The 16039-nt window shown below is 66.3% G+C and carries 9 protein-coding genes; 5 read left to right on the forward strand and 4 right to left on the reverse strand.

From position 1 onward, the window contains the following. The 5 genes from AC30QB_RS22745 to AC30QB_RS22765 all read left to right on the forward strand — a co-directional run bounded on the left by AC30QB_RS22745 (nucleotide 1) and on the right by AC30QB_RS22765 (nucleotide 11351). On the forward strand, nucleotides 1–8697 hold the full coding sequence (locus AC30QB_RS22745; protein WP_489548564.1) for a glycoside hydrolase family 94 protein: 8697 nt from the start codon (nucleotides 1–3) through the stop codon (nucleotides 8695–8697). A gap of 134 nt (nucleotides 8698–8831) precedes the next feature. Continuing rightward, nucleotides 8832–9392 carry a ferritin-like domain-containing protein gene (locus tag AC30QB_RS22750; RefSeq protein ID WP_489548565.1) on the forward strand — a complete coding sequence of 187 codons (561 nt, stop codon included), beginning with the start codon at nucleotides 8832–8834 and terminating at the stop codon, nucleotides 9390–9392. A 94-nt stretch (nucleotides 9393–9486) separates the two neighbouring features. Then, nucleotides 9487–9801 (forward strand): BON domain-containing protein, encoded by a 315-nt coding sequence (locus AC30QB_RS22755; RefSeq protein ID WP_489548566.1) that lies wholly within the window; start codon nucleotides 9487–9489, stop codon nucleotides 9799–9801. 27 nt (nucleotides 9802–9828) lie between these two features. Further along, on the forward strand, nucleotides 9829–10065 hold the full coding sequence (locus AC30QB_RS22760; protein WP_489548567.1) for a CsbD family protein: 237 nt from the start codon (nucleotides 9829–9831) through the stop codon (nucleotides 10063–10065). A 65-nt stretch (nucleotides 10066–10130) separates the two neighbouring features. Then, nucleotides 10131–11351 carry an AI-2E family transporter gene (locus AC30QB_RS22765; RefSeq protein ID WP_489548568.1) on the forward strand — a complete coding sequence of 407 codons (1221 nt, stop codon included), beginning with the start codon at nucleotides 10131–10133 and terminating at the stop codon, nucleotides 11349–11351. A gap of 80 nt (nucleotides 11352–11431) precedes the next feature. Here AC30QB_RS22765 and ntrC read toward each other — a convergent pair whose 3' ends face one another. The 4 genes from ntrC to glnA all read right to left on the reverse strand — a co-directional run. Next, nucleotides 11432–12967: a nitrogen regulation protein NR(I) gene (gene ntrC / locus AC30QB_RS22770; protein WP_489548569.1), complete on the reverse strand. Its 1536-nt coding sequence runs from the start codon at nucleotides 12965–12967 to the stop codon at nucleotides 11432–11434. A 40-nt stretch (nucleotides 12968–13007) separates the two neighbouring features. Further along, nucleotides 13008–14030, reverse strand: coding sequence for a nitrogen regulation protein NR(II) (gene glnL, locus AC30QB_RS22775; protein ID WP_489548572.1), 1023 nt, complete (start codon nucleotides 14028–14030; stop codon nucleotides 13008–13010). A 77-nt stretch (nucleotides 14031–14107) separates the two neighbouring features. Then, entirely contained in the window at nucleotides 14108–14617 is a 510-nt protein-coding gene (locus tag AC30QB_RS22780; protein ID WP_489548570.1) for a hypothetical protein, read from the reverse strand. A 158-nt stretch (nucleotides 14618–14775) separates the two neighbouring features. Continuing rightward, the coding region (gene glnA, locus AC30QB_RS22785) for a type I glutamate--ammonia ligase (protein WP_489548571.1) at nucleotides 14776–16039 on the reverse strand (1264 nt) is incomplete at its 5' end.

The following is a 16039-nucleotide window of genomic DNA, read 5'->3' on the forward strand; positions in this document are numbered from 1 at the left end:
ATGTCCGCGGCCGCGCTCGCGCGCTTGGTGCCAGAGGCACCGCAGGCATTGCTCGGCATACTCGATGACGCTCGCGGGCCGGTACAGCCGCCCATACGCTCAGAGCTGTTCGGCCTCGACCGCTTCGCCCAGCATGGGCGCAGCCTGGGTGAAACTCACCGAGCTGCGCGACGCACCTGGCACGCAGCAACCTTCTTCCCCCGCGTGCGTGACAACATCACGGCGCTGCGTGAAGCACACCACTACATCGGCCTTCAGGCGAGCAGCGGCTACGACATCAGCCCGGCCGGCGAGTGGCTGCTCGACAACTTCCACCTGATCGAGGCCCAACTTAAGGAAATCCACGAGGGCTTGCCCCGCAGCTACTTCCGCACCTTACCGCTGCTCCAAGACGAGCCACTCGCAGGCTTGCCACGCATCTACGGCGTGGCTTGGGCCTTCGTGGCCCATACCGATGGCGCTTTTGACGAAGACCTGGCCTTACGCTTTCTCGGGGCCTACCAAGAAACGCGCGAACTGAACCTGGCCGAGATGTGGGCCCTGCCCACCACCCTGCGCGTGGTGCTGATCGAGAACCTGCGCCGCCTCGCCGAGCGCGTGGCCATCAACAAGGCGGCCCGAGAAGTGGCCAACCTGGTCAGCGACCGCATCGAGAGCTTCAGCCTGGAAGACCTGGCCGAGCTGCTCTCCTTGCTCAACCAGCGCGGCGTGGGCCGCATGTTCCTGAGCCAGATGGTGCAGCGCCTGCAAGACCGCGGCGCGCAGAGCGACGCCGACAAGGCGCCCTATCAAGAATGGCTCACGAATGCGCTGCCCGACCTGCCGCCATTGCGCGAGCAGCAGGCCGCCGACCAGGCCGCCGACAACCTGAGCGTGAGCAACGCCGTCACCTCGCTGCGCACCATAGGCGACGCCGACTGGCCCGACATCATCAGCCGCACCAGCACGCTGATGCGGTTGATGCTCACCTCCAAGGTGTTTGAGGCTGAGCACGCCAACACGCGTGACCAGACCCTGCACGGCATCGAAAAGCTTGCCCGCCGCTGCGGCCGCGGCGAAGTGGCGGTGGCGCAAACCCTGCTCGACCTCATGCATGCGCATGAAGCCGACACCCCCGCCGCCGCTGTCGCCAGCCACTGGCTGCGCGGGCCCGGCCGCCCAGCACTGCTGAGCGCGCTCGACCTGCGTGAAGCCGCGCTGCCGGCTTGCGGCCACGCCGCCTACCAATGGGCGCTGCCCATCTACCTGGGTGTGCTGCTGCTCACGTTGACGGGTGTGGCCTGGCTGATGCTGCGCCACTCGCCAGCGCAGTTCGGCGCAGAGACACCGCTGTGGCTGGGCCTGCTGGGCGCAGCGCTGATGATATTCCCGGCCTCCGAGGCCGTGGTCGCGGTGATCAACCGGCTCATCAGCGAGTCGGTGCCGCCGCAGCACCTGCCACGCCTGGCGCTGGGCGAAGGCATACCGCCCGAACACCGCGTGCTGGTGGTCATACCGGGCATGCTGACCAGCGACAAGGCCTGCCGCGAGCTGGCGCACCGGCTGCTGCTGCACCACCTGGCCAACCCCGAGCGCGAGGCTCAGTTCGCCTTGCTCACCGACTGGGCCGATGCCGACACCGAGCAGCTGCCTACCGACACCGAGCTGCTCAACATCGCGATCGGGCAGATCCGCGAACTCAACGCGCGCCACCCCTCCGGCCCCACCCATGCCACGCGCTTCATCTTGCTGCACCGCCGGCGCGCGTTCAGCGAAACCGAGCAACGCTGGATAGGCTGGGAGCGCAAACGCGGCAAGCTCGAACAGCTGATTGCCACCATGGCCGACGGAACGCCCGGGCCCTTCCTCGACCTGGGCGAAGCGTCGAGTATTGCGCCCAACACGCCTTACATCGTCACGCTCGACAGCGACACCCATTTGCCACCGGGCCGCCTGCGCGAGCTGGTGGGCGTGGCCGCGCACCCGCACAACCAGCCGGTGTTCGACGAAACCACCCGCACCATCGTCAGCGGCTATGGCATCTTGCAGCCCCGCATTGCAATGCCGCTGCCTGCGCCGCGTGATTTCACGCTCTACCACTGGCTCTTCGCCGGCCAGTGCGGCATAGACCCCTACAGCGCCGCAAGCTCCGAGGTCTACCAAGACGTATTCGGTGAAGGCGCTTACACCGGCAAGGGCCTGCTCAACGTGCGCGCCATGCACGCCACGCTCAGCGCGCGCCTGCCCGAAGGGCTGGTGCTCAGCCACGACCTGATCGAAGGCTCGATAGTGCGCAGCGCTGCCGTCACCGACATCACGCTGATCGAAGACGCGCCCTTCCATGCCGACGTGGCTGCCTCGCGCGTGCACCGCTGGATGCGTGGCGACTGGCAGCTGCTGCCCATCTTTGTACGGCCCAAACAGTACCCCTTGCGCGCCGTGAACCGCTGGAAGATCTTCGACAACCTGCGTCGCTCGCTGGTGGCCCCGATGTCACTGGCCCTGCTACTGCTTGCGCTTGCCACCGGCCTCATATCGCCATGGTCTGCCCTCGTGCTGGTGCTGGCCGCCTTCAGCGGCGGGCCGCTGATGGGCGCGGTGGCCGGCCTGTCGCCCAGCCGCGACGACGTGGCCAAGCGCCATTTCTATGGGCAGGCCTCGGTTGACTTGCTGCGCGCGGCCTGCACCGGGCTCTGGCATGTGGCGCAGCTGTTGCAACACGCCATGATGGCCGTCGATGCCATCGTGCGCTCGAGCTATCGCATGGCGGTGAGCAAACGCCACCTGATGCAGTGGACAACGGCCGCGGCCGCAGAAGCCGCCGCCCAGACACGCTTGACCGCGCTGCTGCGCGTGCACTGGGTCGCACCCGTGGCCGCTGCCACCCTGCTGCTGAGCCTGCTCGCCCTTGGCACGCCCTACCCCTGGCTCGCCACTGCGCTGTGCCTGGCGTGGGCAGGTACGCCGGTGTGGACGTGGTGGGTCAGCAGCCCACGCTTTGGCCGCGAAGACAAGGCCCTGCCCGCCGCAGAACAAACCCACCTCGAAAGCATTGCGCGCGACACCTGGCGCCTGTTCGAGCGCTGCGTCGGGGCCGAAGACCGCTATCTGCCACCCGACAACTTGCAGACCGTGCCGGGTGACATGGTGGCGCACCGCACCTCACCCACCAACATTGGCCTGTACCTGTTGAGCACAGCCTGTGCCCGCGCCTTCGGCTGGATCGGCACGCAAGACCTGCTGTCGCGGCTCGAGGCCACGCTGGCGACGCTGAGCACGCTGCAGCGCCACCGCGGCCACTTCCTGAACTGGTACGACACGCAAAACGGCGCACCGCTGCTGCCCATGTACGTGTCGACAGTCGACAGCGGCAACCTCTGTGGCCACTTCCTGGCTGCTGCGCAAGCCTGCCAGGAGCTGGCCCGCGACCCGCACGACACCAGCGCGGCCCAGCGCGCCATCGAGGCGTCACAGCGGCGGCTCGCGCCCTTGCTGGCGCACGTGCCCGAGCTGTTCTCTTCGCCTTCCAACAGTGCACTGTCGCGCCTGCTCGGCTGCACCGACCCATTGGCCGTGGCGCAGCGCGACCCCGACGGCTTTGCGCAATGGCTGGCCGAAGCGCGCGATGAACTGACCTGGGTACTGCCGGAGGCGCTCAAGCCGCCAGCCCCCGTCATCACCAGCGCCCCCCCCAAAGCCAGCGCCACCATCGAAGCCCCTGTGCCACCCACCTGGCGAGACGAGCTGGCCTGGAATCTGGCCGACCACATCGCCACACTCGGCTCAGCGCTGCTAGACGCGCAATCCGCCAACGCACCTGCCGAAACGAGCCGCCGCCTGCAAGCCCTGGCCTATGCCTTCGAGCAGATGGCCTGGAGCGCCGAATTCAACTTCCTCTTCCACCGCAAGCGCCACCTCTTTCACATCGGCTACCGCGTGGCCGAGCAGCAGCTAGACGCCGGCTTCTACGACCTGCTGGCCTCGGAGGCGCGCCTCACCAGCCTGCTGGCCATCGCCAAGGGCGACGTGCCAGTGAGGCACTGGGCCTCTCTCGGCCGGCCGTTCTATGCGGTAGGCGCGCAGGCCGGGTTGCGCTCGTGGTCAGGCTCCATGTTCGAGTACCTCATGCCCAGCCTGGTGCTCGACGAGCCTCATGGCAGCGTGCTGCGAGATGCAGGCCACGCGGCCATCCACGAGCAGATCGCCTTCGCCAAGGCACACGCCGTGCCGTGGGGTATTTCAGAGTCGGCCTACGCGGGGCGCGACCACACGCTCGCCTACCAGTACTCGCCGCAGGGGGTGCCGCGCCTGGCGCTGCGCCGCACGCCCACCGATGAGCTGGTGATCGCACCCTATGCCACGGCATTGGCCGCGCAGATCGCACCGCGCCGCGCGGCGGCCAACTTCGCCACCCTGGAGGCCATGGCGGCACGCGCACGCTACGGCTTCATCGAGGCACTCGACTTCTCCCCCGCGCGCCTGACAGGCGGTGAAGCCTTCGCACCCGTCGGCACCTTCATGGCCCACCACCAGGGCATGAGCCTCGTGTCGCTCGCCAACGTGCTGCTCGACGGCGTGGCGCAGCGCTGGGGCATGGGCAACCCGTACATTGAAGCCGTGGCGTCGCTGCTGCACGAGCGCGCACCGCGCGAGGTGTCGATGCTCTACGCGCCGCCGCCCGGCCCCACGCCGCTGGCGCTGCAAAAGCGCGGGCCGCGCATGCTGCGTGAAGTGTTCCCGGGTGCCAGCGCACTGGAGCCCACACACGTGTTGTCCAACGGCCGCTACAGCGTCACGCTGCGTGCCAACGGCTCGGGCTGGAGCCGGCGCGGCAGCATGGGCATTTCGCGCTCGCGCGACGACGCCCTGCGCGACGCACTCGGCAGCTTCTTCTACCTGCGATGGGCGCAGCAGCCGCACCCGGTGTCGATCACGCAGCACCCGGCACCCGATGCCAAGGCGCAGTACAAGAGCATCTTCCACGCCGACCGCGTGTGCTTCGATGCAGCCTGGCCCGAGCTGCAGGCCCACGCCACGGTGTGGGTCAGCCCTGAAGACGACATAGAGTTTCGCCAGATCGAGCTGCGCAACCTGAGCGACCGCGTGCTCGAGATCGAGCTGATGTCGTCTTTCGAGGTGACGCTCGCCGACCCGCGTGCCGATGAGAGCCACCCGGCGTTCTCTAACCTCTTCATACGCGCCGAGTGGCTGGCCGCGCAGCAGGCGCTGCTCTTCGAGCGCAAGCCGCGCCTGGCCACCGAGCAGGGCCTGCGCGCCGCCCACTTCCTGGCCGAGACCGACCCGCAGGTGCAGGGTGTGCGGGTGCAGACCGATCGCCAGCGCTGGTGGGGCCGCAACCATGCAGTGTCTCGCCCGATGGCGTCGTTCGACGACTTGCCCGATGCGCCGGTGAATGACGCACCCGGTGGCGCACCCGGTGCCGTCACGCTAGACACCGGCCTCGACCCGGTCTGCGCCATGGCCGTGAAACTGCGCATAGCGCCCAATGCCAAGGCGCGTCTCACCTTTGCCACCACCGCGTCTGATTCCGATGCCACCTTGCGCGCGGTGATCGACAAATACCGGCAGACCATTCACGTCGAGCGTGCCTCGCTCATGTCGGCCACGCTTACCGGCATACGCCTGCGCAGCCTGGCGATGAGCGCCGAAAACTTCACCGCCATCCAGACCCTGACCACCGCCCTGGTGCTGAGCCTCACCCGGCCGCATACGGGCCGTGTGAGGCCTGAAGGTCCGACGCCCGTGGTGTGCGATCGCCGTCTGCTATGGCGCTTCGGCATCTCGGGTGACCGGCCCATCATGCTGGTGTCGGCCGGCGTGACGCAATCGCTAGGCCTGCTGCGCTCGCTGGCACAGGCACTGCGCATGTGGGCCTGGGGCGGCATCGCTTGCGACCTGGTGGTGGTGAACAACGAGCCCGCCTCGTACCTGATGGCGCTGCACCGCGAAGTCACCGCGCTGCGCGACCGCCATCTCGCCGAAGGCGGTGGGCAGTCGGGACCGGCCAGCACGGGCTTCCACCTGCTGCGCGCCGACGAGATTTCGCCCGACGAGCTGAGCACACTGAAAAGCCTGGCCCGCGTGCGGCTGCGCGCTGACGGACGCCCGCTGGTGCATCACGTACAGGAATGGGTCGTGCTGCACGAGCAGGCCTTCGAAGAGCGGCATGCCACCTCGACCGTGGCGGTGCCGGTGGCCCGCGGCACGGCCATGCCTGCGCCCGTATCGACCGGTGACTTCTCGGCCACGACCGGCGAGTACCGCTTCGATGCCGGCATCGAGGGTCGCCCACAACGGCCGTGGATCAACGTGCTGTCCAACCCGGCATTCGGGGCGCAGATTTCCGAAGCCGGCGGCGGCTACACCTGGGCAGTGAACAGCCGGCTCAACCAGCTCACCGCGTGGTCGAACGACCCGGTGGCCGACCCGCCCTCGGAGTGGTTCTTGCTGCAAGACGGCAAAACACTCGAAACCTGGAGCGTGACCCCGTCAGCCTGGGGCGACGAGCGGGTGAACTACCGCGTGGCACACGGCCAGGGCTACAGCAGCATCCAGCACCGCCGCGGCGATGTCGAAGTCACCACCACCTGGTGCGTCGACGCGCAGACCTCGGTCAAGCATGTGCGCGTGCATCTCCTCAACCGCGGGCACCGCACACAGCAGCTGCGCGTGGTCGGCATGGTCGAATGGGTGATGGGCGCAAACCGCTCCGACCGCGGCAGCGTGCGCACCGCGCTCTACCGGCAGCGCCTGCCCGAGCACAAGCTCACCGCGCTCTTGTGCACGCAGCTCGACCGGTCGGCCGGCTTTGGTGATGGCACTGCCTTTCTCGGCCTGGCCTCGCCCGGCGATCAAGACGCCGACTGGACCACCGACCGGCGCGAATGCTTCGACGCCCGCGGCCGCCTGCTGCTTCCCGACCACTTCGGTCAACAGCAAGGCGCGGGGCTGGACCCCTGTGCCGCGCTGTCCACCTCGGTCACGCTGGAAGCTGGCGAGTCGGTCGAGCGCGTGTTCCTGCTCGGTTACGGCGAGAGCCCCGACGCCGCGCGCCAGCTCGCCGCCGTGGCCGCCGCCATGCCGGCCACCCAACGGGTGGAAGAGGTGCGCAAGCGCTGGGACAAGCTGCTCACCGCCACCACCGTCAAGACACCCGACCCATTGTTCGATGCGATGGTCAACCGCTGGCTGCTCTATCAGACCGTGACCTGCCGGCTGTGGGCCAAAGCGGGCTTCTACCAAGCCGGTGGCGCCACGGGTTTTCGCGACCAGCTCCAAGACGCGATGGCGCTGGCTTGGGCCGCGCCGCAAATGCTGCGCGAGCAGATCGTGCTGGCGGCCTCGCGACAATTTGCCGAAGGCGACGTGCAGCATTGGTGGCACGCCCCCACCGGCGCTGGCGTGCGCACGCATTTCTCAGACGACCTGCTCTGGCTAGCACATGCCTGTGTGCACTACCTGCGCAGCACCGGCGACAGCGGCTTGCTCGACCAGCGCGTGCCTTTCCTCGAAGGCGCTGGCATACCGGAAGGGGCCGAAGACGCGTACTACACCCCCACCGTGGGCCAGCACGAAGCCTCGGTCTATGAGCACGCCGCGCGCGCCATCGACCGCAGCCTGCGCGTAGGTGCCAACGGCCTGCCGTTGATGGGCACCGGCGACTGGAATGACGGCATGAACCGCGTGGGCCACGAAGGCCATGGCGAGTCGGTGTGGCTGGGCTGGTTTCTCTTTCATCTGGTGGCCGACTTTGCCCCGCTGGCGCGCGAGCGCGGCGACGAGCCGCGTGCTCAACGCTGGGAAGCCGCGGCCGTGGGCTGGCGTGCGGCGCTCAACGGCCCCGCATGGGACGGCCAGTGGTTCAAGCGCGCCTTCTTCGACAACGGTGAGCCACTGGGGACACACACGAACCCCGAGGCGCGCATAGACCTCATCGCCCAAGCCTGGAGCGTGCTCTCGCAAGGCGCACCGCAAGCCTTGCAGCGCATGGCCATGGCCGCTGTGGAAGAGCACTTGGTCGACCACGAAGCGGGCCTGATCAAGCTGCTCGACCCACCGCTGGCACACGCCGAGCCGAGCGCTGGCTACATCCAGGCCTACCCGCCGGGCGTGCGCGAAAACGGCGGCCAGTATTCGCATGCGGGCGTGTGGGCGTTGATGGCACAAGCCGAGCTCGGGCAGCACCAATCGGGCGGGCGCGACAACGGCGACCTGGTCTACCGCTACTTCAACTGCCTGAGCCCGGCGCACCGCGCCCGCCACGCCACCCACGGCGAGGCCTACGCCATCGAGCCGTACGTGATGGCGGGTGACGTGTACACGCAGCCACCTTATGTGGGACGTGGCGGCTGGAGCTGGTACACCGGCGCGGCCGCGTGGCTGCACCGCGCGGCGATCGGGTCCATCCTCGGGCTCCACCAGAGCGCCGATGAGCTGAGCTTCACGCCCTGCCTGCCATCGCACTGGCCACGCGCCGAGCTGACGCTACGGCGCGAGGGCCGCAGCATGCGCTTCATCCTGATGCGCACGACAGCGCAGGTGGCACTAGAGGCCACGGCGCCGCTGGCCGCGCGCTTGCTCAACCCGGGTGAGTCGTTGGCGTGGCGCGGGCTCGATGCACACACCTGCTTCGTGATCCCGCTGCTGGGCGAGCCCGCCACCCCCGCGCCAGCCCCGCAGGCAGCCGTGCACTCCTGATGCTCCGACAGCGGGCCGCGGTGTCGTCCTACACGCTGTGGGCCCCGGCGCCGATGGCTGATTGCAGGGCCAATTCATACAGTTCGCTCATCGAATCGCCTCTCAAAAAAGCGGTTAGCTCCAAGAGGAACACCATGACGGAACTGAAAGTGAAACAACTGCCCATCGCCGAAGACCATGCACCCCTGGTACTCGACGAAGCGGCGCTCGACGCAGCCAAACACAGCCTCGACCAGGCAGCCCTGACGCCGAGCTACGGCCCCTACAGCGCCGAGATCGTGAAGTTGCTCAACGACTCGCTGGCCACCGAACTGGTGTGTGTGTTGCGCTACAAGCGCCACCACTTCACTGCCGTGGGCCTGAGCTCACCCAAGATTGCCGATGAATTTCTGGTGCATGCCAACGAAGAAGCCGCACACGCCGACCGACTGGCCAAGCGCATCGTGCAGTTAGGCGGCAAGCCCGACTTCTCGCCCAACACGCTAACCGAGCGCAGCCATGCCGACTACGACGAGTCGACCGAGCTGAAAGACATGATCAAGGCCAACCTGATCGCCGAGCGTGTGGCCATCGAGGCTTACAGCCAAATCATTGCGCTCATCGGCGACAAGGACAGCACGACGCGCAGGCTGCTCGAAGACATTTTGAGCGACGAGCAAGAGCACGCCGAAGAGCTGGCCGACTGGCTGGCCTGAAGCGCACAGACAAGACACCGTTCCGCCCCGGGGGTGGTGGGCTTTGAACCACCCGGAATTTCTTACTTACTAATAACCCGATAGGAGCTACACCATGATCATCCGCAACACACTCATCGCCGCTGCAACCGCCCTCACTCTGTTGGCCACCACCGGCTGCGCTGTCACGCGCAAGCAAGAAACCGTCGGCGCTTATGTCGATGACACCGCCATCACCACGGCCGTGAAGGCACGCTTCATCGACAACAAGCAAGTCGATGGGACCAGCATCCGCGTGGAAACACTCAACGGCACCGTGATGCTGTCGGGCTTTGCCAAGAGCGGTACTGAAAAGACCACCGCTGAAGAGCTGACCTGGAAGGTCAACGGCGTGAAGGCTGTGAAGAACGAGATCGCCGTTCGCCCGTGAACCAGCAAACCCTTCAAGGAGCACCTCATGACCTGGGATCGCATTGAAGGCAACTGGAAACAGCTGGCAGGCAAGGCCAAGGAGCAGTGGGGGCAACTGACCGACGACGACCTGAGTGTCGTGGCCGGTCGACGTGAGCAGCTCGCAGGCGTGATCCAGGAGCGCTATGGCGTGGCCTTGGATGAAGCCGAAGAGCAAATCACCGCCTGGGAGCGCAAGGCCACCGATGCGTGGTTCGAGCAAGACCAGCACCACCACGCCTGACTTCGGTCAGACCACACAAGCCCCGGGTTCCACAGTGAACGCCGGGGCATCTTTTTGCCATGACCATGAACGCACCCCTTCGCGACGACCCTGCGAACGCCAAGCCCGCTCACGCCGCAGAACCACACGAAGAACCGGAGGTCGAGCTGCGCCCACCGGAGCGAGCCAGCGCGGCCACAAAGTTGATGGCGGCGCTCGCCGTGATTGGGGGCCTGTGGTGGGGGCAGCGATTCCTCATTCCGCTGACCGCCGGGCTGATGCTGGTCATGTTGGTGACGCCGTTGACGGTGTGGCTGGAACACAAGCTGCACAGCCGCACCGTGGCCACCTTGTTGACCCTGGTGCTGGTGCTGGGCACGATGGCCGAGGGCGCGATGCTGTTTGGCGGGCAACTGATACGCGTGGCCGAGCGTACGCCCGAGATGATCAGCATGGCCGCGGCTCAGCTGGCCGACCGTGACCCGGCTGCCGACTCGGTGCTCAGCCGAGCGCGCGACGCGATGCGCGAGCTCGACCGCGCCGCCGACCGCGTGCTGGCGGCGAAGCCGGTACGGCCCAGCCGCCGTGCGGCTGCTGCGGCCGCAGCGGCGGCGTCATCGAGTGCGGCACCCAACGCCAACATCACGGCGGGAGCCACGGTCGTGCTGCGCGAAACGGCAGTGACCGGATCTAGCGCTCTGCTGGGCTTTGCCAGCCAGCTGAGCATCATCGTCTTCATCGCCTTCTTCGTGCTGATGGGCGGCAAGCCGCTCACCGAAGGATTCCTGGGACTGTGGGGCCGGCGGCCCGACATCCGACATCGTGCGCAGACCACCCTGCTCGAATGCGCGCGCCAGATTCGCATCTACGCTGGCATCCTGCTGGTGACGAACACCCTGATCGGCGCCTCGGTGTGGCTGGTGTTTTCACTCGCCGACCTGCCCGACGCGGCGGGCTGGGGCGTGACTGCCGCGGTCTTGCACCTCATCCCCTACCTGGGCATGGCCGTGCTCACGGGTTTGGGCGCCGCAGAAACTTTCCTTGCGCACGAAACGGTGGGGTCTGCGCTCGGAATGGCGGCGTTCCTGGTGACTCTCTCGACGCTGGTCGGCACGGTGGTCACCGCGTGGTTGCAGGGGCGCGCCGCCAAGATGAGCTCGGCCGCGGTGTTTATCGGCCTCGTGTTCTGGGGTTCGCTGTGGGGCCTGTGGGGGCTCTTTCTGGGGCCAGCGCTGGTGGTGCTGCTCAAGGTGGTGCTGGAACACACGCGATCAGGGCTGCGGATCGCGCGGATGATGCAGGGTTGATCAAACAACGCCCGCGGTTCCGGCTCTACCGCACCGCTGGGTGGCGACCCTTGGGGCCGAGCGCAGTCGACTGAAGGCCATCAATCGTCCAGCCCCAGCTCCTGGATCTTGCGAGTGATGGTGTTGCGCCCGATGCCGAGCTTCTGCGCTGCCTCGATGCGGCGGCCCCGGGTGATCTCAAGAGCCGTGTGGATGAGCTGGGCTTCGAACTTGCGCGTGAGCGTGTCCCATACCTCCGGCACCCCCGCCAGCAACAGGCTGCGCGATTCACGTTCAAGGTCGGCCAGCCAGTTGGCAGCCGGTGCAGGCACTTCTGCCACTGGCTGGGCGATGGCGGGCGCAGGCGCTGTCCATGCGGCTGCAGGCGCAGCCGCGGCGACCAGCGTTGCAGGCTCGGCAATCTCGACCACGGCAGGCGAGGCCACGGCAGGCGCAGGGGCGGCACGTGCCGGTGCCGCGGCTGCCTCCACCAGGAACTCCGGCGGCAGATCCTTGGGCTCAATCACCTGAGCCGGCGCCATCACCGTCAGCCAATGGCAGATGTTTTCGAGCTGGCGCACGTTGCCGGGGAAGTCGAAATTCATCAGCCGCGCCAAGGCCGCATCGGTGATGCGCTTGGCTTCGACACCCAGCTCCTTGGCGCTCTTTTGCAAGAAAAAGCGCGTCAACGAGGGCACGTCTTCGCGCCGCTCGCGCAAGGCCGGCAAGCGCAGGCGAATCACGTTCAGACGGTGAAACAAGTCTTCGCGGAAAGCCCCGAGCTTCACGCGCTCTTCAAGGTTTTGGTGAGTGGCCGCGATCACGCGCACGTTGCTGCGCAGCGGGTTGTGACCGCCTACACGGTAGAACTGCCCATCGCTCAGCACGCGCAGCAGGCGCGTCTGCAGGTCGAAGGGCATGTCGCCAATTTCGTCGAGGAAGAGCGTGCCGCCGTCGGCCTGCTCGAAGCGGCCGCGGCGCGTGGTCTGCGCGCCGGTAAACGCGCCGCGCTCATGGCCAAAGAGCTCCGACTCGAGCAGGTCTTTGGGGATGGCGGCGGTGTTGATGGCCACGAACGGGCCGGCCGCCCGCGGGCTGTGCTTGTGCAGCGCATGCGCCACCAGCTCTTTGCCCGAACCCGACTCGCCGGTGATGAGCACAGTGACGATGCTTTGGCTCAGGCGCCCGATGGCACGAAACACGTCTTGCATGGCCGGCGCCTGGCCGAGCATCTCAGGCATTTGCGCGATGCGTTCTTCGCGCACTTCTTCGCGCATGCTTTCTTCAAGCGCGCGGCGGATGAGCTCGACGGCCTTGGGCACGTCGAAGGGCTTGGGCAGGTATTCGAAAGCACCGCCCTGAAAAGCGCTCACGGCGCTGTCGAGGTCGGAGTAGGCCGTCATGATGATGACGGGCAAGCCCGGCACGCGCTCCTTGACCTTGGTCAGCAGCTCGATGCCCGAGCCACCCGGCATGCGGATGTCAGACACCAGCACCTGCGGCACATCGTCTTCGAGCGCAGCAAGCACGTCGCGGGAGTTGGTGAAGCTGCGCACGGCGAGGTCTTCGCGCGCCAGCGCCTTCTCCAGCACGAATCGGATGGATTGGTCGTCGTCAACGATCCAGATGGGTTTCATGCCCTGCCTGTGGTTGGGGCCGCTGACGAGAACTTTTGATTCAGGGCAGCGGTATCACGATCTTGAAAAGAGTCTGGCCCGGTTCACTCACGCATTCAATCACGCCATGGTGTTGCTGCACGAAAGTTTGCGCCAATGTGAGCCCCAAGCCCGATCCGCCATCGCGCCCCGATACCAAGGGGTAAAAAATGCGATCTCGAATCGACTCGGGGATGCCCGGGCCGTTGTCCTCAATATGCAAGTCCAGTGCCAGTCGATAGCGCTGCTTGCCCAAGGTGACTTGCCGAGCAATTCGGGTGCGCAGCGTGATGCAGGCATCGCCCTGCTGAATGCGCTCGGCCAGGGCCTGCGCGGCGTTGTGGGCGATGTTGAGCACTGCCTGTATGAGCTGCTCGCGGTCACCGCGGAAGTCGGGAATGGAGATGTCGTAGTCGCGCTGCACGGTCAGGCCGCGCGGGAACTCGGCCAGGATCAGCGAGCGCACGCGCTCGCACACCTCGTGAATGTTGACATCGCTCACCACATGGGGCTTGCGGTGCGGCGCCAGCAGCCGGTCGACCAGCGCCTGCAAGCGATCGGCCTCCTGGATGATGACCTGGGTGTATTCGGTCAACGCCCGCGACTCGACCTCCATTTCGAGCAACTGCGCCGCCCCACGGATGCCACCGAGCGGGTTCTTGATCTCGTGCGCCAGGTTGCGGATCAGCTCTTTGTTGGCCTGCGCCTGGCCTAACGCGCGCTCCTCGCGATCTTGCCGGGTCTGCTGCTCGATTTCGACCATCTCTACCAGCACCTGGTCACTGCGGTCCATCTGGTTGACGATCACATGCACCGGCAACGGCTCGCTGTGAGCCAAGGCGGGCCGGCGCAGCAGGGCTTCGAAGCGGCTGGTGGCAAAGTCGTTGCGGGACACCGCTGCCACGGTGTCGCGCACGACTTGCGAATCGACGAACCAGTCGAATAGCGACCCGCGCAGCACACTGCGGCGTGACAAGCCGAGCACATGCTCGAAGGCCGCGTTGGCGAAAACACACTGGCCTTCGCGGCGCACCACCGCCACCATGGTGGCCAGGTGATCGAACGCCTGGAAGGCAGGCACCAGACCGACCGGCTGAGGCGGCCGGGTGCTGGCAGGCGGGCTCACTGCAGCTTGCCGAGCTCGCGCTTGAGGGCAGCGACGTCGCTTTCCTTGCGGGCGATGCTGGCCTTCATCTCGGTGACACGGTCCAGGTACTTCTGGTAATTCTTCTCGTCACCCTGCCGTTCGGGCTCGCCTTTGTTGAAATCTTTCTGGAGCGCGGCCAACTGCTCTTCTTCCTTCTTCAGCTCGCTTTCGAGAATGCGCCGGGCATCGGTGTCGCGGGCACGCTGCTCATTGGCCTCAACCCGGGAACCCTCGCCTCGGCTGGCGCTGGGCACCGGTGAGCCGGCGCGCGGCTTGACCGACTGGATCACCGTGATCGGCGCGCCTTCGAGGGTGCGGCAACCCTTGTCGCGGGCCTCCTTGGCCGAGAGGCTGTCGGTGTACAGCACCGGGTTGCCGGGGCAACGATAAACGGGCTTGCTGGAGTCCGCGCCCTGGGCCGCTGCTGGAAGCGCTGCAAATGCAGCCAGCAGAATCAGGTATCGCTTGAATTGCACTGAAGTCATGTGTTCACCTCTGGCTCTGTAACGCGGGCACCAGCGCACCGGGTGACAGGGCTTTGCCGGGGGATTGTGGCCGATTGCCCAAACGCCCCGAAAGCGGGTTTACAAAACAAAAAAGGGACGGCATGGCCGTCCCTTGGATGCGGTAAACCTTCGCAGGTTCAGAGCGTGTAGTACATGTCGAACTCGACCGGGTGGGTGGCCATGCGGAAGCGCGTGACGTCTTGCATCTTCAGCTCAATATAGGCATCGATGTAGGCGTCGGTGAACACGCCACCCTTGGTCAGGAATGCGCGGTCCTTGTCCAGGTATTCGAGCGCCTGGTCGAGGCTGTGGCAGACCGTGGGGATCAGCTTGTCTTCTTCCGGTGGCAGGTGGTACAGGTCTTTGGAGGCGGCTTCACCCGGGTGGATCTTGTTTTCCACGCCGTCCAGGCCGGCCATCAGCATGGCCGAGAAGCCCAGGTATGGGTTCATCAGAGGATCGGGGAAGCGTGCTTCGACGCGGCGGCCCTTCGGGTTGGCCACGTGAGGGATGCGGATCGACGCCGAGCGGTTCTTGCTCGAATAGGCCAGCTTCACCGGGGCTTCGTAGCCGGGCACCAGGCGCTTGTACGAGTTGGTGCCCGGGTTGGTGATGGCGTTAAGCGCCCGGGCGTGCTTGATGATGCCGCCGATGTAGAACAGCGCGTATTCGCTCAAGCCGGCATAACCGTCACCGGCGAACAGGTTCTTGCCGTCTTTCCAGACCGACTGGTGCACGTGCATGCCCGAGCCGTTGTCGCCCATGATCGGCTTGGGCATGAAGGTGGCGGTCTTGCCGTAGGCATGGGCCACGTTGTGGATCACGTACTTTTGCAACTGCACCCAGTCGGCGCGCTGGACCAAGGTGGAGAACTTGGTGCCGATCTCCATCTGGCCGGCGTTGGCCACCTCATGGTGGTGCACCTCGACCGGGATGCCCAGTGATTCGAGGATCAGGCACATCTCTGAGCGCAGGTCCTGGCCCGAATCGACCGGCGGCACCGGGAAGTAGCCGCCCTTGACGCTGGGCCGAAAGCCCGAGTTGCCGTGCTCGTATTCTTTGCCGGTGTTCCAGGCGGCTTCTTCCGATTCGATCTTGGAGAAGCAACCCGACATGTCGTTGCCCCAACGCACGCTGTCGAAGACGAAAAACTCCGGCTCGGGGCCGAAGTAGGCCGCGTCGCCCAGGCCGGTGCTCTTCATGTAGGCCTCGGCACGCTTGGCCAGCGAGCGCGGATCACGCTCATAAGGCTTGCCGTCTGTTGGGTCGACGACATCGCAGGTCAGGATCAGTGTCGGCTCTTCGAAGAACGGATCGATATTCACCGTATTCGGATCGGGCATCAGCTGCATGTCGGAGGCTTCGATGCCTTTCCAACCGGCGATCGACGATCCATCGAAG

The organism is Rhizobacter sp., assembly GCF_046595475.1.
Taxonomy (GTDB): Bacteria; Pseudomonadota; Gammaproteobacteria; order Burkholderiales; family Burkholderiaceae_C; genus Rhizobacter.

What these genes read in the sequence shown, in the direction of transcription:
- glnL (WP_489548572.1), bottom strand. Translation starts at nt 14,030, where the DNA reads ATGGTGGCGGTGGTGCGCCGCGAAGGCCAGTGTGTTTTCGCCAACGCG.
- AC30QB_RS22750 (WP_489548565.1), top strand. Translation starts at nt 8,832, where the DNA reads ATGACGGAACTGAAAGTGAAACAACTGCCCATCGCCGAAGACCATGCA.
- AC30QB_RS22760 (WP_489548567.1), top strand. Translation starts at nt 9,829, where the DNA reads ATGACCTGGGATCGCATTGAAGGCAACTGGAAACAGCTGGCAGGCAAG.
- AC30QB_RS22780 (WP_489548570.1), bottom strand. Translation starts at nt 14,617, where the DNA reads ATGACTTCAGTGCAATTCAAGCGATACCTGATTCTGCTGGCTGCATTT.
- AC30QB_RS22755 (WP_489548566.1), top strand. Translation starts at nt 9,487, where the DNA reads ATGATCATCCGCAACACACTCATCGCCGCTGCAACCGCCCTCACTCTG.
- AC30QB_RS22745 (WP_489548564.1), top strand. Translation starts at nt 1, where the DNA reads ATGTCCGCGGCCGCGCTCGCGCGCTTGGTGCCAGAGGCACCGCAGGCA.
- ntrC (WP_489548569.1), bottom strand. Translation starts at nt 12,967, where the DNA reads ATGAAACCCATCTGGATCGTTGACGACGACCAATCCATCCGATTCGTG.
- AC30QB_RS22765 (WP_489548568.1), top strand. Translation starts at nt 10,131, where the DNA reads ATGAACGCACCCCTTCGCGACGACCCTGCGAACGCCAAGCCCGCTCAC.